This is a genomic window from Fundidesulfovibrio magnetotacticus, assembly GCF_013019105.1.
GTDB lineage: Bacteria > Desulfobacterota > Desulfovibrionia > Desulfovibrionales > Desulfovibrionaceae > Fundidesulfovibrio > Fundidesulfovibrio magnetotacticus.
Genome location: NZ_BLTE01000007.1, coordinates 173,851 through 195,291, shown reverse-complemented (window position 1 = coordinate 195,291; position 21,441 = coordinate 173,851). Strand labels below are relative to the sequence as shown.

The 21,441-nt window shown below is 70.4% G+C and carries 20 protein-coding genes and 1 tRNA gene; 9 read left to right on the top strand and 12 right to left on the bottom strand.

The genetic code is table 11. The annotated features are described in order from the left end of the window. Positions 1 to 15 precede the first annotated feature (15 nt). Entirely contained in the window at positions 16 to 588 is a 573-nt protein-coding gene (locus tag NNJEOMEG_RS09455; protein WP_173083724.1) for a flavin reductase family protein, read from the top strand. A gap of 130 nt (positions 589 to 718) precedes the next feature. Here the strand turns inward: NNJEOMEG_RS09455 and hgcB are convergent, their stop codons facing one another. Together hgcB and hgcA are read right to left on the bottom strand one after the other, a co-directional pair. After that, positions 719 to 1,021 (bottom strand): mercury methylation ferredoxin HgcB, encoded by a 303-nt coding sequence (gene hgcB, locus NNJEOMEG_RS09450; protein ID WP_173083722.1) that lies wholly within the window; start codon positions 1,019 to 1,021, stop codon positions 719 to 721. A gap of 165 nt (positions 1,022 to 1,186) precedes the next feature. After that, positions 1,187 to 2,548, bottom strand: coding sequence for a mercury methylation corrinoid protein HgcA (hgcA, locus tag NNJEOMEG_RS09445; RefSeq protein ID WP_173083720.1), 1,362 nt, complete (start codon positions 2,546 to 2,548; stop codon positions 1,187 to 1,189). 43 nt (positions 2,549 to 2,591) lie between these two features. On the opposite strand from hgcA, the gene NNJEOMEG_RS09440 reads away from it, so the two are divergent. Next, a complete protein-coding gene (locus NNJEOMEG_RS09440; protein WP_173083718.1) occupies positions 2,592 to 3,356 on the top strand; it encodes a hypothetical protein in 765 nt (254 codons plus the stop codon). Between the two features lie 55 nt (positions 3,357 to 3,411). On the opposite strand, the gene NNJEOMEG_RS09435 is transcribed toward NNJEOMEG_RS09440, so the two are convergent. Together NNJEOMEG_RS09435 and NNJEOMEG_RS09430 are read right to left on the bottom strand one after the other, a co-directional pair. After that, positions 3,412 to 4,659 (bottom strand): diguanylate cyclase, encoded by a 1,248-nt coding sequence (locus NNJEOMEG_RS09435; RefSeq protein WP_173083716.1) that lies wholly within the window; start codon positions 4,657 to 4,659, stop codon positions 3,412 to 3,414. 325 nt (positions 4,660 to 4,984) lie between these two features. Continuing rightward, a tRNA-His gene (locus NNJEOMEG_RS09430) sits at positions 4,985 to 5,060 on the bottom strand. A gap of 151 nt (positions 5,061 to 5,211) precedes the next feature. Here NNJEOMEG_RS09430 and murA point away from each other — a divergent pair. From murA to NNJEOMEG_RS09415, 3 genes are all read left to right on the top strand, one after another. Further along, on the top strand, positions 5,212 to 6,471 hold the full coding sequence (gene murA, locus NNJEOMEG_RS09425; RefSeq protein WP_173083708.1) for a UDP-N-acetylglucosamine 1-carboxyvinyltransferase: 1,260 nt from the start codon (positions 5,212 to 5,214) through the stop codon (positions 6,469 to 6,471). 164 nt (positions 6,472 to 6,635) lie between these two features. Beyond that, positions 6,636 to 9,122: a ComEC/Rec2 family competence protein gene (locus tag NNJEOMEG_RS20975; protein ID WP_173083706.1), complete on the top strand. Its 2,487-nt coding sequence runs from the start codon at positions 6,636 to 6,638 to the stop codon at positions 9,120 to 9,122. A 143-nt stretch (positions 9,123 to 9,265) separates the two neighbouring features. After that, positions 9,266 to 10,282, top strand: a complete 1,017-nt coding sequence (locus NNJEOMEG_RS09415; protein WP_173083704.1) for an HD domain-containing phosphohydrolase — start codon at positions 9,266 to 9,268, stop codon at positions 10,280 to 10,282. A 13-nt stretch (positions 10,283 to 10,295) separates the two neighbouring features. On the opposite strand, the gene NNJEOMEG_RS09410 is transcribed toward NNJEOMEG_RS09415, so the two are convergent. After that, positions 10,296 to 11,750, bottom strand: coding sequence for a cation-efflux pump (locus tag NNJEOMEG_RS09410; RefSeq protein WP_173083702.1), 1,455 nt, complete (start codon positions 11,748 to 11,750; stop codon positions 10,296 to 10,298). Positions 11,751 to 11,882: 132 nt separating this feature from the next. Here NNJEOMEG_RS09410 and NNJEOMEG_RS09405 point away from each other — a divergent pair, with 132 nt between their 5' ends. Further along, the gene (locus NNJEOMEG_RS09405) at positions 11,883 to 12,773 is read left to right on the top strand and encodes an AraC family transcriptional regulator (RefSeq protein WP_173083700.1); all 891 of its coding nucleotides are present in this window, start codon (positions 11,883 to 11,885) and stop codon (positions 12,771 to 12,773) included. A gap of 215 nt (positions 12,774 to 12,988) precedes the next feature. Here NNJEOMEG_RS09405 and NNJEOMEG_RS09400 read toward each other — a convergent pair whose 3' ends face one another. From NNJEOMEG_RS09400 to NNJEOMEG_RS09380, 5 genes are all read right to left on the bottom strand, one after another. Further along, complete coding sequence (locus NNJEOMEG_RS09400; protein ID WP_173083698.1) at positions 12,989 to 13,711, bottom strand: acyltransferase; 723 nt, start codon at positions 13,709 to 13,711, stop codon at positions 12,989 to 12,991. Between the two features lie 214 nt (positions 13,712 to 13,925). After that, on the bottom strand, positions 13,926 to 14,321 hold the full coding sequence (locus NNJEOMEG_RS09395) for a hypothetical protein (protein ID WP_173083696.1): 396 nt from the start codon (positions 14,319 to 14,321) through the stop codon (positions 13,926 to 13,928). A 430-nt stretch (positions 14,322 to 14,751) separates the two neighbouring features. Then, positions 14,752 to 15,747: a tryptophan--tRNA ligase gene (gene trpS / locus NNJEOMEG_RS09390; protein ID WP_173083694.1), complete on the bottom strand. Its 996-nt coding sequence runs from the start codon at positions 15,745 to 15,747 to the stop codon at positions 14,752 to 14,754. Positions 15,748 to 15,756: 9 nt separating this feature from the next. Then, positions 15,757 to 16,404: a site-2 protease family protein gene (locus NNJEOMEG_RS09385; RefSeq protein ID WP_173083692.1), complete on the bottom strand. Its 648-nt coding sequence runs from the start codon at positions 16,402 to 16,404 to the stop codon at positions 15,757 to 15,759. A gap of 181 nt (positions 16,405 to 16,585) precedes the next feature. Beyond that, positions 16,586 to 16,963 (bottom strand): response regulator, encoded by a 378-nt coding sequence (locus NNJEOMEG_RS09380; protein ID WP_173083690.1) that lies wholly within the window; start codon positions 16,961 to 16,963, stop codon positions 16,586 to 16,588. Between the two features lie 128 nt (positions 16,964 to 17,091). Between NNJEOMEG_RS09380 and NNJEOMEG_RS09375 the strand changes: the two genes are divergently transcribed. Genes NNJEOMEG_RS09375 through NNJEOMEG_RS09365 form a run of 3 tightly spaced genes read left to right on the top strand, consistent with a single transcriptional unit; the run spans position 17,092 to position 18,846 of the window. Then, positions 17,092 to 17,289, top strand: a complete 198-nt coding sequence (locus NNJEOMEG_RS09375) for a hypothetical protein (protein ID WP_173083688.1) — start codon at positions 17,092 to 17,094, stop codon at positions 17,287 to 17,289. A gap of 4 nt (positions 17,290 to 17,293) precedes the next feature. Then, positions 17,294 to 18,190, top strand: a complete 897-nt coding sequence (locus NNJEOMEG_RS09370; protein WP_173083686.1) for a PP-loop family protein — start codon at positions 17,294 to 17,296, stop codon at positions 18,188 to 18,190. A 2-nt stretch (positions 18,191 to 18,192) separates the two neighbouring features. Then, entirely contained in the window at positions 18,193 to 18,846 is a 654-nt protein-coding gene (locus tag NNJEOMEG_RS09365) for a hypothetical protein (RefSeq protein WP_173083684.1), read from the top strand. A 150-nt stretch (positions 18,847 to 18,996) separates the two neighbouring features. Here the strand turns inward: NNJEOMEG_RS09365 and pgl are convergent, their stop codons facing one another. Together pgl and zwf are read right to left on the bottom strand one after the other, a co-directional pair. Further along, a complete protein-coding gene (gene pgl / locus NNJEOMEG_RS09360; protein ID WP_173083682.1) occupies positions 18,997 to 19,740 on the bottom strand; it encodes a 6-phosphogluconolactonase in 744 nt (247 codons plus the stop codon). Beyond that, positions 19,727 to 21,274: a glucose-6-phosphate dehydrogenase gene (zwf, locus tag NNJEOMEG_RS09355; protein WP_235956910.1), complete on the bottom strand. Its 1,548-nt coding sequence runs from the start codon at positions 21,272 to 21,274 to the stop codon at positions 19,727 to 19,729. The genes pgl and zwf overlap by 14 nt, the downstream gene beginning before the upstream one ends. Positions 21,275 to 21,441 lie beyond the last annotated feature (167 nt).

Genomic DNA, 21,441 nt, shown 5'->3' with positions numbered 1-21,441 from the left:
CAAGGAGTATCGGTCATGAAGACTTCCCTCGGGGCCAAGACCCTGGCCTCTCCCACCCCTGCCTGGGTGGTCTGCGCCTACGACCAGGCCGGAAAGGCCACCGGCGCCACCATCGCCTGGGGCGGCATCTGCTGCTCCAAGCCGCCGTGCCTGGCCATCTCGCTGCGCGCCGCCACCTACACCCACGGCTGCATCATGGCCCGCCGCGCCTTCACCGTGTGCATTCCGAGCCAGGACCAGGCCGCCGTGACCGACTACTTCGGCATGGCCTCGGGGCGCGACGCCGACAAGTTCGCGGTGGCGGGGCTCACGGCGGCCAAGAGCCAGCTGGTGGACGCCCCCTTCATCGAGGAGTTTCCGCTCGTGGTGGAGTGCCAGCTGGCCCACGTGCACGAGCTGGGCCTGCACACCCAGTTCGTGGGCGAGATCAAGGACGTGAAGGCCGATCCCGGCGTGGTGGGCCCCGAGGGGCGCATCAACCTGGAGAGCATGGGCACGGTGCTCTACGCCCCCGGCTCGCGGCAGTACTTCGGCCTGGGGCCGCTCCTGGGGCCCGGCTTCGCCCTTGGCGGGTCGTACATGAAATAGCGCGGACGCCCGGCCGGTCGCTCGTCCGGCCGGGCGAAGCGGTGACGCGGCGTCGCGTGCACGCAGCCCCTTCAGCGCCGCATGACGTGCGCATCACCCGGCACGAAGCCCGTGCGCCGGGCGTGCGGCGCTAGCAGCAGGTGGAGGAGCCGTCGCCCCCGCAGTCGCACGAGGGCGGGCCTCCTGTGATCCAGCCGTGGATGATGGCCCGGGCGCAGCCCACGCCCTGGCTCACCGTCAGGGCCCCCTCGGGGCAGTTGAGGGCGCAGGCCCCGCACTCCATGCAGGCCCCGGGGTCGGCCAGGCGCGCCTTGCCCGGGGCGTGGCCGAACACCGCATGGGGGCACACCTCGCGGCACGTGCCGCACCCCGTGCAGAGGGATTCGTCCAGCCGGAGCGTGGCCACGCCCTCGATGTAGCGCAGTGCGTTCATCGTCTCGCCTCCCTAACAGGCTGTTGAAAAAGTCGCTTCTTGCAGCCTGTTCAAAAAGCTCGCTGGCAAGGCGCAGGGAAAAAGCCAAGCCCGAAGCGTATTTCTCATACGTGAGGGTTTGGCTTTTCCCTGCAATGCAGCCAGCGAGAATTTTCCAACAGGCTGCTACCAGCCCAGGCCCCAGCGCCACAGGGCCAGGGCCGCCAGCAGCCCGGCGGCCTGGGCGGGGATGGCCCGGCGCATCTCGCGTTCCACGCCCGTGGGCGAGGTGTACGTGGACGAGCCCGTGAAGTGCATTCCCCACCAGCTGCCGCCCACCACGGCCCCCAGCCACGCCCCGGCCGCTCCCGCCGCCGGAAGCCCCGCCAGCAGCGCCGCCGCGCCCGCCAGGATTCCCGCCTCGGCCCCCTTCAGGCTGAAGGCGCGGCCCGGCAGCCGGGGCAGGAGCAGCGGCAGGAGCACGTTGCCCGCCAGAAATCCCAGAAGGAGCGACCCCATGCCCCAGCACAGGCCCGTGAAGGCCCGGGCAAAGGAGAACCAGCCGCTGCCCAGCCCCGCCAGGGCGAAGAACGCGACGGCCGCCCAGGCCAGGGTCTTGCGCTCGTTGGCGAACTCCACCAGCCCCACCTTCACGCGCTCGGCGGCCGGGAAGTCCACCCGCCGCATGGCGGGCGTGGCCTTCATCCCGGCGGCCAGGTAGGCGGGCGCGTCGGCCGCGCGCACCGGGCCGAAGAGCACCCGGAACCCGCTGCCGGCCTTCACCTCCCGGGCGTTCACCCCCGGCGCGCCCAGCTGCGGGACCACCACGCGGCGGTGGCGCACCACGCGCTCCAGGCCCACGGCCCCGATGCGCCGGACCAGTTCGCGCGTGCCGAACGTGCCCTTGCCCGCCGCGCACCACACGTTCACGCCCCGGGTGTCCAGCACCAGCAGCCAGGCGTCCAGGCCCGACAACTCGCGGCGCAGGGAGTCGAAGGTGAGCTTGTAATTGGCCGTGGCCAGCACGGGGCTCTCCGGCCCCGGCGAGCCCACGGCGTAGAGCCCCGGGGCCACGCGGTAATCCCCACGTCCCACGCCCAGGCGCACCAGGGCCGCGCCAAGGCGGTCGGGCCGTTCGAGGCGGGTCTTCACCACCGGTACGGGGCCGGCCGGGGTCTCCAGGAAACGCTCCACGAAATGCCAGCGCCGGTAGCCAGGGATCTCCGGCAAGGCGGGCGCGGCCGGGCCGCAGCAGGAAGACGCCCCCGAAGGGGCGCAGCACGAGGGGGCCGGATCGGGAGTGCAGCATGACGGAGCGCCCGCCCCCGGACCAGGCGCGGCCGACGGGTCGCAGCACGGCCGGGAGGGCGGCGCGCAGCATGATGAAGCACCCGCCTCGGGACCAGGCGCGGCCGATGGAGCGCAGCATGGTTGGGGCGCAGGGGTGCAGCACGAAGGGGAAAGGGGGGCTCCCTCTCCCGGGGGACGCCGGGGCGAAGCGCCCGTGTCCGACCGGCCGGGCGTTCCGGGAAGGATCAATTCTCGCATGGGGAGGTCTTGCCTCCGACGCCGCGTTTTTGCAAGATGACGCATGACCGACCAAAGCCCGGCCCAGCAGTCCCTGGACCTCCTGACCATCCCCGCCACCGGGTACGCCGCCTACTGGCTCTCCATGAAACGGCTGGTGGACAAACGCCGCACCCCGGACGCCCTGGCCCAGGAGCTCCAGTACGCGGCCGAGCCCTACACCCGGCTCCTGCTCCAGGCGGCCTCCTCCACCCTGGAGGAGGAACTCCTGCGCCGCATGGCCCATGCCAAGGGCCGGGCCCTCACGCGCGACTGGGGGCGCAAGCTCGTCCTGATCCGCCAGACCGCCAGCGCCGTGGCCGTGGCCGAAAACCCCGGCAAGACGCTCATCACCCTCGCCGGGGCCTTCGGAGCCCCCGTGGTGGACGAGACCCGCACCATGGAGCAGGCCCAGGGGCTGGTGGAGACCATGAAGGCGGGCAATCTCGACCTGGCCGTGTTTCCCGACGTCTCCCACGCCACCCGGCCCGACGAGCTGATCCTCAAGCTCCTCTTCTTCGCCCTCTGGGCCAGACGCCACGGCAAGACGGGACTGGCCGCCTTCCTGCCCGGCGCGGGGTTCCACTACCTCTCGGGCGCCCTGCGCCTGTGCATCGACGGTCTGGACGAACCCTTCATCCGCAGACGCCTGGACGCCCAGGCCCGCGAACTGCTCGCGGACGCCCGCCATAAGATGCGTCTGGGCCTGGAACTGGCCCTGGCCATCCGCGCCAAGCGCCCCTACGACGACGTGCTGGCCCTGGCGCGCTCGTTCCTGCTGGACCTGTGAGTCGGCGGGGCGAGGCTCCGCCTCCCGACGGGGCGTGAACCCGTTTCGGCGGCGCTCAGCCGACGGTGACCCGGTTGCGGCCCTCCGCCTTGGAGCGGTAGAGCAATTCGTCCGAGGCCTTGAGCAGTTCCTCGAAACCGGCCCCGGGCCCGACGGCGACCCCGACGCTCACGGAGCACGGGATCTCGCGTCCGCCGTGGAGCACGGGTTTGGCGGCCACTTCCCGCCTGAACGCATCAAAGATGTCGAACGCTTTCGCCGGGTCCATATTCACCGAGAGCACGCAGAATTCCTCGCCGCCGAACCGGGCCAGGATGTCGGTCTCCCTGAACCGCTCCTTGAGGACCGAGGCGAAGTGCCGGAGCACGGCGTCGCCCGCGTCGTGCCCGAACGTGTCGTTGACTCTCTTGAAGTGGTCCAGGTCCATCATTGCGGCGCTCAGGCGCAGGTGTCCCCGCCGCTGGCTGGCGAAGAGCTTTTTCCCCGTCTCGAAGAGGTGTTTGCGGTTGGCCAGGCCGGTGAGGAAATCCCTGTTGGCCATCTCGCGAATGTCCTCGAACATGTTGAGCATGTCCACGTTCTGGGCGACGCGGCAGTAGAACTCCTCGGCCTGGAAGGGTTTGTGGATGAAGTCGTTGGCCCCGCTCTTGAGAAACGACACGGAGGTGCTCATGTCCCCTTCGGCCGAGACGCCGATGATCGCGGCGTCCTCGAAGCCCAGGCGTTCCCGCAGGGCCGTGGTCAGTTCCGCGCCGTTCATGTCGGGCATGAAGTAGTCGATCACGGCCAGGCGGATGTCGGGCTCCTTCTCCAACAGCTTCAGCGCCTGCGCGCCTCCTCCGGCTTCGAACACCAGGTATCCGTGGGCGTCGAGCAGGCGTCGCGCCGCTGCCCGGGCCAGGGCGGAATCGTCCACGACAAGCGCCTTGAGGCCCTTGTTGCGCACGAGGCGCTTGAGCAGCCTCGCCACGTAGCGCAGGTTGTGCGCGCCTTCCTTGCGCACGTAGTCCACGATGCGCCTGGACCACACCTTGCCGCGCAGTTCCTCGGAAAGCTCCCCGGTGAAGACGATGGAGGGGATGGCGTGGGCGAGCACGAGGTCCACCACCTCCCCCTCCGGGGCATCGGGGAGGTTCAGGTCCAGCAGGGCGGCCACGAAGGGTCCAGAAGCCTCCTCCAGGGCGGCCTTGCACTCGGCGAGGGACTTGGCCCAGACGCAGCCGATGCCGGTCTCCTTTTCCACCAGACGGCGCAAAAGCGAACCGAAGGTTTTGCTGTCGTCCACGACGAGGATCGATGCCATGCAGGCCCTCCTTGAGGCGTTTGCTCCGGAACATTCCGGTGGATTGCGCCTGTCTGAACGAGCACACGGCACGCAGGCGCACTGCGGTGCAGCGCCCCACTCCATTATACATGCACCCGACGCCGCGTAAAGGGGTCTTCGAGGGAACGCGTTTTGCGTTTCATGCGATCGGTTGGCTGGCTTGACGCAAGGCGCGTAAGCATGACCAGTATGAATTACGAAGGGCAGGGGAGGAAGTTGAAGACGGCGAACGCCCAGGAGAACGGCAGGCTCCGCAACGCCAATAAAAATCCCGGAAGCCGAAGCTTCCGGGATGCGTGTGCGATGGGGTGGCTGATGGGACTTGAACCCACGGCCCTCAGGGCCACAACCTGATGCTCTGCCAACTGAGCTACAGCCACCGTCGGACGCAAGCAACTACATGGCCCGGCGCGCGCGGTCAAGCCCTTTTCGCGCCCGGCGTGCCGGATCACGCCTTGAGCCGCCGCCCGCTTCGGGTTAGGACGGGCCGACGCCCGGGGCCTCCGGCCGGGGCGCACCACGAGGCACACCATGGACAAGCTCATCATCGAAGGCGGCCTGCCCCTGCGCGGGACCGTGAGGATCTCCGGCTCCAAGAACGCGGCCCTGCCCATCCTGCTGGCCGCCCCCCTGCTGGATTCGCCCGTCACCTACCGCAACGTCCCCAATCTGCGCGACATCCACACCACCTTCAAGCTCCTGAAGATCCTCGGTCTCGAAACCGAGTTCGACCCGGCCTCCGCCACCGCCCGCGTGAGCCCGGCGGCAGCGCTCAACCCCGAGGCCCCCTACGACCTGGTGAAGACCATGCGCGCCTCCGTGCTCTGCCTGGGGCCGCTCCTGGCCCGCCTGGGCGAGGCCCGCGTGGCCCTGCCCGGCGGCTGCGCCATCGGGGCCAGGCCCGTGAACCTGCACCTCACCGCCCTGGAGAAGATGGGCGCGCGCTTCGACCTGGAGTCGGGCTACATCGCCGGCAAGACCAGCGGGCTGCGCGGGGCCAAGATCGTCTTCGACCAGGTGACCGTTGGCGGCACCGAGAACCTGATCATGGCCGCATGCCTCGCCCAGGGCGAGACCATCCTCGAAAACGCCGCGCGCGAGCCCGAAGTGGTGGACCTGGCCAACTTCCTCATCGCCTGCGGCGCGAAGATCACCGGCCACGGCACCCCCGTGGTGCGCATCGAGGGTGTCACCTCGCTTTCCGGGCCGGACTACCCCATCATGGGCGACCGCATCGAGGCGGGCACCTACCTGGTGGCCTCGGCCATCACCGGCGGCGACATCCTCCTGGAGAACTGCCCCTGCGAGGCCCTGGACGCCGTGTTCAGCAAGCTGCGCGAGATGGGCGTGGTGATCGACGAAACCCCGGGCGGACTGCGCGTGCGCCCCGGCGGCGAGCTGGCCTGCGCCGACGTGACCACACTGCCCTATCCCGGCTTCCCCACCGACATGCAGGCCCAGGTGATGGCCCTCATGTGCGTGGCCTCGGGCGCGGGCACCATCCGCGAGACCATCTTCGAGAACCGCTTCATGCACGTGCAGGAGCTGGTGCGCCTGGGCGCGCGCATCAAGGTGAGCGCCCAGAGCGCCTTCGTGCGCGGCGTGCCCAGGCTCACGGGAGCGCCCGTCATGGCCTCGGACCTGCGCGCCAGCGCCTCCCTGGTGCTGGCGGGCCTGGCCGCCCACGGAACCACCGAAGTGGCGCGCATCTACCACCTGGACCGGGGCTACGAAGCCATGGAAGTGAAGCTCCAGGGCCTGGGCGCGCGCGTGCGCCGGGCCAAGGAATAGATCCCCCGGCCCCATGTCCCCGCCCCGGGAACCGCGCGCGATCCCCTGGAGGCCCGAGCGCATGGGCGCTGCCGGATCGCGCGGCGTGACGCCCGGGTCCAACGGCCTCGCGGGTCTTGTCCGGCCTCGCGGCCTGGAGCAGGCCCCCGCGCGCGGGGCGTGCGGTGCGTGACGCCCCGGCCCCGGCGCGCCGCGCCGTCCCGGGGCTTCTCCCCTGGCAGGGGCTCCTGCTGGCCTGCGCCTGCGGGGCCTGGGCCGTGCAGGACCCGGCCTCCGGGGCGCTGGCGCTCCTGGCGACGGCGGCCTGCTTCCGCCTCGCCGGGCGCGCGCTCCCCGGTCCCGGCCTCATGCTCCTGGCCGCCCTGGCGGGCCTGGCCTACGCCTGGCTGCGCCTGCCCGCACCGCCAGACCTCCCCGACTGGATCGACCGGCGGCCCCACGGCGTGCTCCTGGCCCGCGTGGAGGCCGTCTCCGACCGCCCTGGCAACCGCCTGGAAATCCTCCTGGACGGGGTCTCGTTCCGATTCGACTCCGCGCGTCCCCTCCCGCCGGGCGTGCGGAGCGCGTCGGATTCCCAGACCGTTCCGGGCGCGGCCGTCGGGCCGACCCAGGCGGGCGAACCCCTGCCCGGCCGCATGGTCTGGACCTGGCAGGACCCCGCCTTCCGGCCCGTGCCGGGCAGCATGGTGCGCCTCGCCGCGCGGCCCCACGCCGTGGACGGTTTCGACAACCCCGGCGTGCAGGACTGGGCCTGGCGCTGGCGCGTGCGCGGCGTGTTCCTGCGCGTGTTCACCCAGGGCGGCAAGGCCGTGGAGCTGGTCCGGCAGGCCGACCCCTCAGCCCTGGAGGCCTGGCGCGGGCGGCTGCGCGAGGCCATCCTGAGGGGCGCGGGGGGCGATTCGGCCGGGGGCATGGTGCTGGGGCTCGTCACGGGCGACCGATCCGGCGTGGACCCGTCCGACCTGGACCGCGTGCGCCGCGCTTCCCTGGCCCACCTGCTGGCCGTCTCGGGCATGAACCTTGCGGCCGTGGCGGCCATGGGCTGGGCCCTGGCCTGGCTGGCGGGGGCGGCCTGGCCCGGGCTTCTCCTGCGCGTTCCCCGGCCCCGGCTGGCGGTGCTGCTTGGCGCGCCGCTGGTGGCGGGGTATCTCTGGCTGGGCCGCTTCGAGCCGTCCCTGGTGCGCGCGGCGCTCATGTTCGGGGCGTGGGGCTGGCTTCTGCTGCTGGGGCGCACGGGGGTGCTGCTGGACGGGCTGTTCTTCGCCCTGGCTGTCATGTTCGCGCTCGATCCGCTCTGCGTGTTCGACGTGGGGCTCCAGCTTTCGGCGGCGGCCGTGGCCGGGCTGGTGCTCCTGGCCCCCCTGGCCCTGCCCGTGGCGGACGCGCTGCGGGGCGGGGGGGCCTGGCGTCTGGCGGCCCTTGTCCTGCCGGGCTGGATCGCCGTGACGCTGGCGGCGCAGCTGGCCGTGCTGCCCATCCAGGCCTCGGTGTTCGGGGAGGCCGGGGCGCATCTCTATTTGAACCTGCTCTGGACCCCGGTGGTGGAGTGGGCGGCCCAGCCCCTGGCCTACCTGGGGGCGCTCTGCGCCACGTGGTGGCCGGCCATGGGCGACGCCCTGCTGCGCGCCTCGGCGGGGTTGTGCGCGCTGCTTTTCGAGAGCCTGCGCTTCATGGACGCCAGGGGCTGGCTGGCGGTGCATCCGGTGTACCGCCCGTGGTCCCCGGAGGCGCTGGGCTACTGGCTCCTGCTGGGCGGGCTGGCCTATGCGCGGCGCATGGGGGCGCGGCGCGCGGTGGCGTGGTGCGCGCTTTGCCTGTGCCTTCTGGGCGGCCCCTGGCTGTGGCGCGCCTGGGAGCAGAGCCGCGACGCCGTGTCGCTGACCATGCTCGACGTGGGCCAGGGCCAGGCCCTGGTGGTGGAGGCCCGGGGCGGGCGGCGCTGGCTGGTGGACGCGGGCGGCACGGCGTCGCCGTCGTTCGATCCCGGGCGCGCGGTGCTCTCGCCCGCGCTCACCTGGGGGCGCTTTCCGGCGCTGGAGGGCATCGCGCTCTCCCATCCCGACAAGGACCACACGGCCGGGGCGGCCTACCTGCTCTCCAACTACCGCGTGGGCTTCCTGGCGGGCAACGGCTTCTGGCCGGGGTCCTCGGATTTCGCGCGCGCCGTGGCCCAAAGCGGGCTCGAACCCCGCGCGTGGCGCGCCGGGGAGCGCATCGTCCTGGCCGAGGGCCTGGAGCTGGAGGTGCTCGGCCCCCCGGCGGGCACGGCGCTTACGGGAAACGACGCCTCACTGGTGCTGCGTCTGGTCTGGCGCGGCAGGGGCCTGGCGCTGCTCCCGGGCGACGCCGGGAGCGCGGTGCTGGAGGGGTTGGCGGCTTCGGGGCGCGATCTTTCGGCCGAGGTGCTCGTGGTGGCGCACCACGGCAGCCGCTCGGCCCTGGCGCCGGGGTTCTACGGGGCGGCGGGGGCGAAGTGGGGCTTGATAAGTTGCGGCCGGGGGAACGCCTTCGGGTTCCCGGCGGCGGAGGTGTCGCGTGCCTTGGGCGAAGCGGGGATGCGGGTTCTCGAGACGGCGCGCGAGGGAGCGGTCACGGCGCGCTGGGCCTCCGCGGAAGCCCCGGCGATTGTCCGGGGCGTGCGGGGTCGCTGACGCGCGCGGTCGTCGGCAGAGGGAAACCTCTTTCATGGGGGACGATTCTTGCGTATGGTGGATTAAGCCTTTTCCGGGGACCTACGCGGAGCCGGAACCTCGTGGGGGTGAGCGTGTCATTCGCGTCAATGCCGAGCATTCTGGTGGTCGACGATTCTCCCTCGCTCGTCCACTACCTGAAGACGGCCCTTTCGGCCGCGCGCTACCACGTCCACACGGCGTACAACGGCCGCGAGGCCGTGGAGGTGATCAAGTCCCGCCCCGTGGACGTGATCCTGTGCGACCTCCAGATGCCCGAGATGGACGGCAAGAAGCTGCGGCGCAAGCTCATGGCCCACGGCCGCTACAGCCGCATCCCCTTCGTGGCCATGAGCGCCCACGACACCGCCGAGAACTTCAACGCCATGCGCGAGCTTCAGGCCGCGGCGTTTCTCACCAAGCCCTTCAAGCCCGAGCAGCTGTTCATTGTGCTCTCCCGGCTCCAGGAGGAGGCCCGGCTCCAGGAGCTTTCCGAACGCAGGCTGGTGAGGCTGGAGAAGAACCTGCTGGTGCGCAGCATCGTGAGCCTGGCCCAGGCCCTGGACGCGCGCGACAACTGCACGCGCACCCACTCCGTGGCCGCCGCGCGCGTGGCCGTGAAGATCGCCGCGCGCATGGGCATCCCCAGGGCGGACATCAGGCAGCTCTTCATCGCGGGTAAGCTCCACGACATCGGCAAGATCGGCATCCCCGACGCCATCCTCCAGAAGCCCGCGCGGCTCACCGAGGAGGAATTCGCCGTCATCAAGACCCACCCCCAGGCCGGGGCGCGCATCCTCGCGCCCATCCCCAGCCTGCGCGAGGCCGCCGAGATCATCCACTGCCACCACGAGCGCCCCGACGGCAAAGGCTACCCCCGGGGCCTCTCGGGCGGGGAGATCCACTTCCTGGCGCACATCCTCTCCATCGCCGACGTCTTCGAGGCCCTCATGAGCGACCGGCCCTACCGCAGGGGCCTGCCCCTGGAGGAAACCCTGACCATCATGAGCGGCGGCCGCGGCACGCAGTTCCACGCCGAATGCTTCGACTCCTTCCTGATACTGGTGCGCGAGGGATGCTTCGCGGGCGTGGGCAAGGGGAGGGAGGGCGCGGCCGGGGCGACCTGCCCCGATCCGGCCTGACGCGGCAGCCGGCCTACGGCCCGGCGGCCGGATAGCCCTTCACGAACGCGCCCGGCTCGGGCTCCGCGTGGATCACCACGCGGCCCACGTCCTGCACGGCGGCGCGCACCATGTCCTCCATGCGCGCGGTCATGTCGTGGGCCTGGCCGATGGGGGTTGCCGGGTCCATGCGGCAGTGGAAGCTCACGGAATACTTGTCGCCCAGGCGCTGCACGGCCAGGCCGTGGCAGTCGGTGACGCCGTCCAGGCCCGCCATGAGCTCCTCCACCTTGCGGCGGATGGCCTCCTCGCGGCAGGGCTTCACGCGCTTCTCCAGCGCGGCGTCCGCCACGGGCTCGATGTGGCTGGTGATGCGCACGGGGTCGGGCAGGGCCGCGCGCACGGCGTTCTCGAAGTCCGTGACCATCTCGTGGGCCTTGGCCAGGGAGAGCCCGTCGGGCACCTCCACGTGCATCTCCATCTGCAGCCCGCCGGGAGAGCGCCAGATGCGCAGGCCGTGCACGCCCACGGCGTGGCGCGCGGCGAGCGAGCGCACGGCCTCGTGCAGGCCCTGCTCCTCGGCGGCGGCGGGCTTGAGGTGCACCACCACGTCGGCCCCGGGCAGGGTCTGCTTCACGGCCTCCTCGGCCCTGGCCCCGATGCGGTGGGCCTCCTCGAAGCTGTCCTGGCGGGCCACGTCCAGGGTAAGGTCCACGAAGGTCGACGGCCCCGAGAGCCGGGCGCGCACCTGGGGCACGCCGCGCACCCCGGGGATGTCTCGCAGGGCGGCGCGGATGTCCTCCACCAGGGCCTGGGAGCCGCCGTCCAGGAGCACGTCCACGGCCTCACGCCCGAGCTTCACGCTCACGCGCACCACGATGACGCACACGCCCAGGGCCGCCACGGCGTCGCCGCGCTCCAGGAAGGGCCTCCAGGCAGAGCCCTCCGGCAGTTGCCCGGCCAGCCACACCAGCCCAAGGCCCAGGAGCACCACGGCCGAGGACCACACGTCCGTGGCGAAGTGCAGGGCGTCGGCCTCCAGGGCCTGGCTTTTGTGCTTTTCGGCCATGCGCGCCAGCATCCGGGAGCGCGTGATGTCGATGACGATGGACACGGCCATCACCCCGAAGCTCCACCAGGTCACCTCCACCGCCTCGGGGTGGTAGAAGAGCCGTTCCACCGATTCCCGCACGATCCAGATGCACGTGACCAGCAGCAACAGCGTCTCCACCAGGGCCGAGAGGTTTTCGGCCTTGCCGTGGCCGTAGGGGTGGCGCTCGTCGGCGGGCAGGGAGGAGTAGCGCACGGCGAAGTAGGTGAGGGCGGCGGCCACCAGGTCCAGCCCTGAGTGGGCGGCCTCGGAGAGGATGCCCAGGGAGTTGGTGGAGAGCCCCACCACGATCTTCATGGCCGTGAGAAACACGGCGGCCGCCACGGAGGAGAGGGCGGCCGAGGCCTTTTCCCGGTCTGCGAGGTGCTTTTCGTCCATGCCGGACGCATAGCCCCTGACGGGGAGCATGGGAAGGCGTGATGATGATTTTCGCTCCCGATTTCACGGCGTCGTCGGGCGGGGCAAAAAAAGTCAGGCAGGCTCCGGACGGTCGTGCTAGGAGGCGTCCTCATGAACGCGACCCGCACCGGATACCGTCGCCGCCTGCTGGCGGTGCTCGCCCACATCCAGGAGCACCTGGACGAGGAGCTTACCCTGGGGGGGCTGGCCCGGGTCGCGGGGTTTTCGCCCTTCCATTTCCACCGCATCTTCCTGGGCATGACGGGCGAGACCATCGGGGCGCACATCCGCCGCCTGCGCCTGACCCGGGCGGCCATCCGCCTGGAGTTCTCCGGCATGAGCGTCACCGAGGCCGCCCTGGAGGCGGGCTACGAGGCCCCGGAGGCCTTCAGCCGGGCCTTCCGGACCCAGTACGGGGAGTCGCCCAGCGGCTTCCGCCGTCTGGCGCGCCGCCGCCGCCAGGAACATGTGGCCCGGCTCTTCCCCTTTCCGGAAGACTTCCTCAACTACCATCTCACGGGAGCCATCGACATGGACGTGACCATCGTGCGCAAAGAGCCTTTGCGCGTGGCCTATGCCCGCGCCACCGGACCCTACCGGCAGTCGGCCACGGAGGCCTGGAACAGACTCATGGCCCTGGCCGGGCCCAAGGGCCTCTTCCGACCCGGGGCGCGCTACCTGGGCGTGGGGCACGACGACCCCTCCTCCACCGCGCCGGAGCTGATCCGCTACGACGCCTGCGTCACCGTGGGGCCGGAGTTCCAGCCCGAGGGCGAGTTGGCCGTGATGGACCTGCCCGGCGGCGAGTACGCCGTGGTGCTCCACAAGGGGCCGTACGAGGAGGCGGAGAAGGTCTACATGTGGCTCTACGGCGTGTGGCTGCCGCAGTCCGGCCGCGAGCCCGCGCCGCGCCCCGGCTACGAGGAGTACCTGAACAGCCCCGAGACCACGCCCCCGGCGGAGCTGCTCACCGAGATCAACGTGCCCCTGGCGGACAGGTAGGCCAGGCCGAAACCCCGGGCGGGGCGAGGGCGTCCCGCCCGCCGACGGCGCGGGCTACGCGCTGAAGGTGAGCAACGGCTTCAAAGGCGCGGAACCCTACGAATTTCTCCTGGTGGAGGAGGGCGGGCGCTGGGTGGTCGACGACGCGCGCTACCGTGTGGGAGGGGCCGCACGGTGACTCTCAAGGGCCTGCTTCGCTAGAAGCACCCGGGGGCTCAGAACAGCCAGATGTGGTCCAGGGCCTCGCCCTCTTTGCCTTCGGTGCGCCGTTCCCGGAGCACCTTGGCCGGGCGTCCGGCCGCGACCATGTTGTCGGGCACGTCGTGGGTGACCAGGGCCCCGGCGGCCACGATGGCCTGACGACCCACGGTGACGCCGGGGAAGATCATGGCCCCGGAATAGACCTTGGCGTACTCCTGGATGACCACGGGCCTGTATTCGCGTTCGATGTGCGAGGATTCGCCGTGGGTGTGGGTGATGATGCGCACGTCCTCGGCCAGGGCCACGCCGTTGCCCAGGGTCACGCCGCCCTTGGTGTCCAGGAACGTGTTGCGGTTGATGAACACGTTGTCGCCCACCGAGAGCAGTCGGCCGAAGTTGAAGCGCACGTTCTCCTCGGCCATGAAGGCCGTTCCGCACGCGCCGAACAGTTTCCTGGCCACCATGCGCCGGAACGGTATGGAGAAGGGGACGATGAGCGACAAGGGCAGCCTGTCGAAATAATCCCAGAGAAAATGCAGGTGGCGCTGTCCCGGGGTCAGGGGGAACTCCTGGGCCTTGGGCAGTGTCTCGGCGTAGAGTTGCATGCGGGCCACGGAGTTGAGCTCCATGGGCGGGGCCTCCAGGATGCCCAGCACGTCCAGGACGGCCTCGGGGTCGTCGATGTTGTCCAGGGCCTCGGCGGCCTGCCGGAGCTTGGTGGTGAACCACTGGGGCATGGGCGCTCCTTGGTTGCGGCGGTGCGCGGCGCGGGGTGCATGGCGCGGTTGCGCGGGATGTCCATCCCGGGCAGGGGCCTGTGCCGGATTCAGGGAATATGCCGACGCGGCGGGCGAGGCGCAACCGGATTCCTGGCGGCGTGGACGTTTGGACCGGGCAAAACGAAAAAGCCGGGGCTGTCCCCGGCTTTCCTCGTCCGTGTCGGCGTGGCCGCTACCAGCCCATGCCGCGTCCCATGCCCATGCCGCCTCCGCAGCCGCCGCCACCGCAGCCGCCCGCGCCGCGACCGCCGTATCCGGGGCAGTTTCCGGGGCCGAAGCCCTGGTCCACGGCCTGGGCGCGCAGCTTCTCGCGCAGGGTGAAGATGTCCTTGGCCAGGGCAGCGGCGGCGGCCCGGTCAGGGTTCTGGCCCTGCATGAGGGCCTGGTATTCGGCCCGCTTGACGGCCAGTTCCTGCCTGGTGGCGGCGGTGTCGGCCAGGAATTTCTGGTGCGCGGCGGGGTCCTGCACGACCTGGGCCTGCTGCGGGGCGTTCTTGGCCGCCTGGGCGGGAAGCGCGACGAATGCGGCAAGCAGGCACAGACAGCAGATGGCGACGAATCTCTTCATGATGATCCTCCTTGTCCGGGTGGACGCCCGGGTCTGGGGGGGAATTAGCATCGACCGTGCCAGGGCGAAGCGCCACGCTAACCTACTGGAATGATATGTTGTCCCGGTGCGTCTTGCCGGGGTGCAACCCAGGATGTGCAAGTTGCTGCACGCCGCGCGCGCCGGGTTGCACGGCGTGCATTGCACAATCAAATCATACCGTTATGGTATTGCAGGCGTGTCGGGTGAATCCCGCGAAGCAATTGCCGGGGTCCGGGGGGAGGCTCGCCCCCCGGCGGGTGCAGGGCGGAGCCCTGCCGGGGCGCGGGGCGGAGCCCCGTTCTCGGGCAGCAGCCGAGCACCCGAGGCCGAAGTCCCCGCCCCCGCATGCAAAAAGCGCCCGGCACGTCTCGCGTGCCGGGCGCTTTCCGTCTCGTCTCGTCGCGCGCGTCTAGAAGTTGAAGTTCAGCTTCTCGCGCAGTTCGCCGATCACCTGTCGGGCGGCGGCGCGGGCGCGGTCGTTGCCGTCGCGCAGGATGTCCCAGGCCAGGTCGGGGTTGGCGTCGAAGGCCTTGCGGCGCTCCTGGAAGGGTTCCAGGAAGGCCGTGAGGTTGTCGCCCATGATCTTCTTGCATTCGCCGCAGCCGATGCTTGCCTCGCGGCAGGCCTTGGCGATCTCCAGGCATTTTTCCTGGGGCGTGAAGAGCAGGTGGTAGGGGTAGAGGTTGCACTCGTCGGGCTCGCCGGGGTCCTTGAGGCGCACGCGCTTGGTGCAGGTGAGCATGGGCTTGATCTTGGCGCGCACGCCGTCGAGATCCTCCCCCAGGGAGATGGCGTTGCCGTAGCTCTTGGACATCTTGCGTCCGTCCAGGCCGGGGAGCTTGGGGGCGCGGGTGAGCTTGGCCTCGGGTTCGGGGAAGAAGTCGCCCCAGAGGTGGTTGGCGCGCCGGGCGATCTCGCGGGTCAGCTCCAGGTGGGGCAGCTGGTCCTGGCCCACGGGCACCCACTTGGGCCGGTAGATGAGGATGTCCGAGGCCATGAGCACGGGGTAGCCCAGGAAGCCGAAGGTGGAGAGGTCCTTGGCCTCGTCGAGCTGGTCGCGCACGTCCTTGTAGGTGGGGTTGCGCTCCAGCCAGCTCACGGGGGTGATCATGGAGAGCAGGAGCGAGAGCTCGGCGTGCTCCTTCACCTCGGACTGCTGGAACATCACGCAGCGGGCGGGGTCGAGCCCGGCGGCCACCCAGTCCTGCACGAGGCCCGGCACGAAGCCCTTGATGCGCGTGGGGTCGGCGTATTCGGTGGTCAGGGCGTGCCAGTCGGCCACGAAGAAGAAGCACTGGTGGTCCTTGTGGAGTTCCACCCAGTTGTCGAGCACTCCGAAATAGTGCCCGAGGTGCAGGGGGCCGGTGGGGCGCATGCCCGAGACGATGCGGTTGTTGGCGGTCATGGCGTCTCGCTAGATCAGGAGGTTGTAGAGCGCGGCCGTCACGGGTCCGAGAAATCTTCCCAGCACGCCCGTGAGGGCCAGAAGGATCACGATGACGAAGCCCCAGCGCTCCAGCCGGGAAAGCTCATAGGCCCAGCGCCTGGGCAGCACGCCCATGAGCAGGTGCCCGCCGTCCAGGGGCGGGATGGGCAGCAGGTTGAACACGCCCAGGGCCAGGTTCACCTGGACGCTGGCCTTGGTCATGTACCACAAGGGCGCGAGGACGTAGGCCGCGAAGGGGCCGCCCGGGTCCAGGGAGGGTGCCAGGGCGCGCAGCGCGTCCAGGCCCAGGGCCGAGAGCGCGGCCAGGACGAAATTGGAGAGCGGCCCGGCGGCCGAGACCAGGGACATGCCCAGGCGGGGATTGCGGAAGTAGCGGCCGTCCACGGGCACGGGCTTGGCCCAGCCGATCATCTGGGTGAGCACGAAGGCCAGCAGGCCCAGCGGGTCCAGGTGCTTGAAGGGATTGAGCGAAAGCCGCCCGGCAAGGCGCGCGGTGGGGTCGCCCAGGAGGGCTGCCATGGCCCCGTGGGAAACCTCGTGCACCGTGACCGCCATGAGCATGGGGGGCGCGTAGATGGCCAGGTTCACCAGGAACCGGCTGAAGTCCTCGAACATGGATGGAACGCCGCCGTGGGATGATGGGGAGACGCCTGCCGCCGCCCCGGAACGATCGAGCGCCCCGGGCCGCAAGGCGGCTCGGGGCGCGAGTTGGCTAGCACGAAGCCCGGGCGAGGGCAAGCGGCCGGGACCCGGCGGTCATGCGGCCGCGGAGGCGGCCCGCCCGGAGGCCGGAAGCTCAGGCGGCCGGGGCGGCCTTGGCCAGGGCCAGGGTCACCTTGGACTTGAGCTCCGAGAGGTCCACGGACTTGACCACGTAGTAGTCGGCCGCGATGGACTTGAGGTCGTGCTGGAAGGAGTCGTAGGCGGTGGAGAGGATCACGGGGATGACCTGGTCCTTGCCTCGGATCTCCTGGAGCAGGTCCAGCCCGGAGCGGTTGGGGCCGAGCTTGATGTCGAGCACCACCACGGCGGGTTTCTCGCGCTCCAGCACGGCCAGGATGGGTTCCTCGCCGTCGGAAGTGGCGACCTCGTACCCATCGCTCTCCAGCTCTTCTTGATAGAGCATCCGGATGTGCTTCTCGTCGTCCACGACCAGGACCTTTTTCGAACTCATGGAAACCTCCGTGATGGCGCGCAGCGCGTCCACGGCACTAGCCTATGCTCAAAAACCCCGGCCGGGTCAACCGCTTTCCAGGCAGGCGGGCGCTTGCTCTCCGGGTCGGGTCGGGGTAGAGCGCGCCCATGGTCGACGTCATCATCGAAGCCACGGGCGAGCGGCACACGTTCCGCAGCCTGAACACCGTCCTGCAGCTGCTCGGGAAACTCGGGCTCAAATCAACCGAAGTGCTGGTCATCCGGGGGCGCGAACTGCTCACCCCGGACCGGGCCATAGGCCACGAGGGCGAGATCCGCATCCGCCACGTGGTCTCCAGGGGGTAGCGCCGTGAAGTGCAGACGCTGCAAGGCCCAGGCCCAGGTGGCCCTGCCCAGCCACCACACTGGATTCTGCGCCCCCTGCTTCGAGACCTACTTCCTGCGCCAGGTGGAGCGCGGCATCCACGAACACCGCCAGTTCACCCGGGAGGACTCCGTGCTCCTGGCCGTGTCGGGCGGCAAGGACTCCCTGGGCCTGCTCCTGGCCCTGAAGGAGCTGGGCTTCAAGGTGACGGCCCTGCACATCGACCTGGCCATCCCCGTCTCCTCCGAGAGCGCCAGGAGCACCGTGGAGGCCTACTGCGCCGCCCACGGCGTGGAGCTGCGCGTGATCGAGACGGCCAGGGACGGCCTGGCCATCCCGGACGTGAAGGCGCGCGTGAAGCGCCCCATCTGCTCTGTGTGCGGCAAGATCAAGCGTCACTGGTTCAACCGCTACGCCTACGAGCAGGGCTTCGACGTGCTGGCCACGGGCCACAACCTGGACGACGAGGTGGCCAGGCTCTTCGCCAACACCCTGCGCTGGGACCAGGCCTACTTGGCCGGGCAAGGCCCCGTGAACGAGGCCTCGGGCCGCTTCGTGCGCAAGGTGAAGCCCCTGTGCCGCCTGACGGAATACGAGACGGCCGTATGGTGCTTCCTCAAGGGCATCGAGCACGTGCTGGCCCCTTGCCCCTACTCGGGGGGCGCGAGCTTCACCGGCCACAAGCGCCTCCTGGCCGACCTGGAGGAGCGCAGCCCCGGCATGAAGATGCAGTTCTACGAGCACTTCCTGCGCTCGGGCCGCCCTGCCTTCAAGGCCCAGGCCCAGGACGCCCCGCCGCTCAACGCGTGCACGGGCTGCGGCTACCCCACGTCGCAGGACGTGTGCGGGGTGTGCCGCATCCGGGAGCGGCTGGAGGCCTGAGCATGGACGTGCGGGCCTGGATCGTGGAGCGCCGCCGCACGGCGCTTGCGCGCGCGCGTCTGGCCGGATGGGCGCTGCTGGCGATCCTCCTGGTGTGCGGGGCGTGGCTGGGCTGGCGCGAGGCCAGGCTGCCGCGCGCCCTGGACGCCGAGCTGGCCAGGGAGCGCACGGCGGCCCTGCGCACTCGCCTCAAGATGCTCACCCACGCGGCCTACACGGCCAAGGTGGCGCAAAACGGGCTTCTGGCCGACGTGATCGGCACGCGCGACGTGCTCACGCCCTGCATCGAAGCCGGAGACCTGCGCGGGCTGCCCCCGGACGCCCCCTGCCGGGCGCTCTGGGAGGCCTCCCTGGAGAAGGTCTGGGAGGCGGCCTACGGCCCCCACGCTCCGCTCATCCCCGAGAAGCTGCGGCGCGACCCGTGGGGATCGCCCTACCTGCTCAACACCGGCGAGATCCTTTGCGGGATGGTTGGCGACTGGTGCCCTCACGACGACATCGGCTCCCCGGGTCCCGACGGCGTGGCCAGCACCCCCGACGACGTGATCGTCTCGGCCCCCATGCACCTGGGGCCGGAGCGCGTGGAGGCCGCGAAGGCCGCGAAGGCTCGGGAAGAGGCCGACAAGGCCGCCTCCTCCGGCTCAGGCGAGCGGTAGCAGACCGTTGAAAAAGTCGATTTTTGCAGCCTGTTCAGAAAACTCGCTGGCAAGGCGCGGGGAAAAAGCCAAGCCCGAAGCGTATTTCCAATACGTGAGGGTTTGGCTTTTTCCCTGCAACGCAGCCAGCGAGGATTTATCAACAGGCTGCTAGCCCGCCAGCCAGCAGAGACTCCCCGACGCCGGGCGCACCCGCGAGGCGGGGCAGTCCGGGCGCTCTCCCGCCGCGATGGCCCGCGCCAGCGCCAGCTTGTCCGCCCCCGACACCAGGAAGAACACCTCGCGCGCCGCGTCCAGCACCGGCAGCGTGAGCGTGAGCCGCGCCACCGGGGGGCTGGCCACCGCGTAGCGCACCGGCAGCACCCAGCGCAGGCGCTCCCCCAGGGAGGCCTGCCCCGGGAAGAGCGAGGCCGTGTGGCCGTCGCCGCCCACGCCCAGGTGCACCGCGTCGAAGCGGGGGAAGCCAGCCACCAGCCCCCCCGCCGGGTGGCCGGACCCTTCCTTGCCGAAGAAAGCGCGCAGGGCCGCCTCGTGGGCCTGGGCCTGGGCCTCGGCGTCTTCCAGGGGGATGTCCGGGGAGGGCATGGGGTGGACGTTGCCGGGGGGCAGGGACACGCGGCCGATCAGGCGCTCCCGGGCCAGGCGCTGGTTGCTCTCGGGCGAGTCGGCGGGCACGAGGCGCTCGTCCGCCCAGAAGACGTGGGTCCTGTCCCAGTCCATGGGCTCCTGGGCCAGGAGCTCGAAGAAGCGCCCGGGCGTGGAGCCGCCCGAGAGGGCCAGGGTGAAGCGCCCCCGCTCCGCCACGGCCCTTGCCGCCGCCTCGGACACCAGGAGCGCGGCGGCCCTGGCGGCCGCCTCGGCGTCCGGGAAGGATCGCAGGTCAGGCGCGTACATTGCCGGTGAGGTCCTTGAGGTAGTTCAGGTGCACCATGCTGGCGTCGCGCGGACCCCAGCTGCCCGCCGGGTAGAGGAAGAGGTTCTTCTCCATCTCCACCTGCTGCTCGCACAGCTCCAGGATGGGGGTCAGGTAGGCCCAGGAGAGTTCCACGCCGTCCTGACGCCAGAAGAGCATGTGGTCGCCCAGCATGCAGTCCAGGATGACCTTCTCGTAGGAGTCCACGGGCGGCCCGGCGTAGCCTCCCTTGAAGTCGAAGCTCATGGAGGCCGTGCGCAGGCAGAAGCCCTCGCCGGACTGCTTGGCCTGGAGGCTCAGGTGGATGGTCTCGTTGGGGTAGACCTCCATGATCAGCCGGTTGGCCGAGACGTGCTCACCCACCACGTTGCGGTAGATGGAGTGGGGCACTTCCTTGAACTGAACCACCATGCGCGTGATCTTGCCGGCCAGGCGCTTGCCCGAGCAGATGTAGAAGGGCACGCCCTGCCAGCGCCAGTTGTCCACGTAGGCCTTGAGCATGGCGAAGGTGGGCGTGAGCGACGAGGGCGAGACGCCCGGCTCCTGGCGGTAGGCCGGGAGCGAGCCGTCGGCCGAGGGGCCGTACTGGCCCAGCACCAGATGGCCGAAGCCCTTCTCGGGATCGAAGGGGCGCAGGCTGCGGTAGAGCTTGGTCTTCTCGTCGAGCACCTCGCGCGCGCGAAACACCGAGGGCGGCTCCATGGCCGCCAGAGAAAGGAGCTGCATCATGTGATTCTGGAACATGTCGCGCAGCACCCCGGCTTCCTCGTAGTAGCCCGCGCGGTGCTCCACGCCCAGGGACTCGGCGGCGAGGATGGAGACGTAGTCCACGTAGTTGCGGTTCCACACCGGCTCGAACACGGCGTTGGCGAAGCGGAACAGCAGGACGTTCTGCACGGTCTCCTTGGCCAGGTAGTGGTCGATGCGGAAGATCTGGCCTTCCTGGAAGTGCTGGTGCATGGCCCGGTCGAGCTTGCGGGAGGATTCCAGGTCGCGCCCGAAGGGTTTTTCCACCACGATGCGCGTCCAGCCCTCGGGGGTGTCCTGCCCGGCGAGCCCTGCCTCCCCCAGGTTCACGGCCACGGCCTCGTAGAGCGTGGGGGGGATGGCCAGGTAGAACATGCGGTTGCCGGGCAGGCCCAGCTGGGCTTCGGCGTCGGCCAGGGCCTTGCCCAGGCCCCGGTAGCCCTCCAGGTCGGCGTAGTCCATGGAGTGATAGAAAAGCCTGCGGGCCAGTCCCTCCCAGTCCAGGCCGTCCAGATGTCCGGCGGCGGCAAGCCACTCGCGGGCCTTCTCGCGGAAGGCCTCGGTGGTCATGGGGGTGCGCGCCGCGCCCACGATGGCGAAATTGTCGGGCAGGTCGCCCGCGCGGTAGATGCGGGCCAGGGCCGGGATGAGCTTGCGGGAGGTGAGGTCGCCCGAGGCCCCGAAGATCACCACGGCGCAGGGCTGCGGCCGTTCGGGGAGCCTGCACTCCATCACGTCGGGGGAAACGCCGGGCTGGAAAGGGTTCACGCGGTTCTCCTTGCGCTGGGCGGCCTGTCGGCCAAACCGCCAGGTTTCTTGTTCGATGCGCCGGGGCGGCGGCCGCCGTCCGGCCTGACGGGAACTGCCAGGCCGCTCCGCACGGGGGCCCCCTGCGGGGAATCCTGACTCTCCATACGGAAATTTACGTCGCGATG

Coding starts and splice junctions, on each gene's coding strand:
- NNJEOMEG_RS09365 (WP_173083684.1), top strand. CDS start 18,193: ATGGACGTGCGGGCCTGGATCGTGGAGCGCCGCCGCACGGCGCTTGCG.
- NNJEOMEG_RS09395 (WP_173083696.1), bottom strand. CDS start 14,321: ATGAAGAGATTCGTCGCCATCTGCTGTCTGTGCCTGCTTGCCGCATTC.
- NNJEOMEG_RS09410 (WP_173083702.1), bottom strand. CDS start 11,750: ATGGACGAAAAGCACCTCGCAGACCGGGAAAAGGCCTCGGCCGCCCTC.
- NNJEOMEG_RS09435 (WP_173083716.1), bottom strand. CDS start 4,659: ATGGCATCGATCCTCGTCGTGGACGACAGCAAAACCTTCGGTTCGCTT.
- NNJEOMEG_RS09440 (WP_173083718.1), top strand. CDS start 2,592: ATGACCGACCAAAGCCCGGCCCAGCAGTCCCTGGACCTCCTGACCATC.
- NNJEOMEG_RS09405 (WP_173083700.1), top strand. CDS start 11,883: ATGAACGCGACCCGCACCGGATACCGTCGCCGCCTGCTGGCGGTGCTC.
- NNJEOMEG_RS09380 (WP_173083690.1), bottom strand. CDS start 16,963: ATGAGTTCGAAAAAGGTCCTGGTCGTGGACGACGAGAAGCACATCCGG.
- NNJEOMEG_RS09455 (WP_173083724.1), top strand. CDS start 16: ATGAAGACTTCCCTCGGGGCCAAGACCCTGGCCTCTCCCACCCCTGCC.
- NNJEOMEG_RS09385 (WP_173083692.1), bottom strand. CDS start 16,404: ATGTTCGAGGACTTCAGCCGGTTCCTGGTGAACCTGGCCATCTACGCG.
- NNJEOMEG_RS09400 (WP_173083698.1), bottom strand. CDS start 13,711: ATGCCCCAGTGGTTCACCACCAAGCTCCGGCAGGCCGCCGAGGCCCTG.
- murA (WP_173083708.1), top strand. CDS start 5,212: ATGGACAAGCTCATCATCGAAGGCGGCCTGCCCCTGCGCGGGACCGTG.
- pgl (WP_173083682.1), bottom strand. CDS start 19,740: ATGTACGCGCCTGACCTGCGATCCTTCCCGGACGCCGAGGCGGCCGCC.
- hgcB (WP_173083722.1), bottom strand. CDS start 1,021: ATGAACGCACTGCGCTACATCGAGGGCGTGGCCACGCTCCGGCTGGAC.
- trpS (WP_173083694.1), bottom strand. CDS start 15,747: ATGACCGCCAACAACCGCATCGTCTCGGGCATGCGCCCCACCGGCCCC.
- NNJEOMEG_RS09375 (WP_173083688.1), top strand. CDS start 17,092: ATGGTCGACGTCATCATCGAAGCCACGGGCGAGCGGCACACGTTCCGC.
- hgcA (WP_173083720.1), bottom strand. CDS start 2,548: ATGCGAGAATTGATCCTTCCCGGAACGCCCGGCCGGTCGGACACGGGC.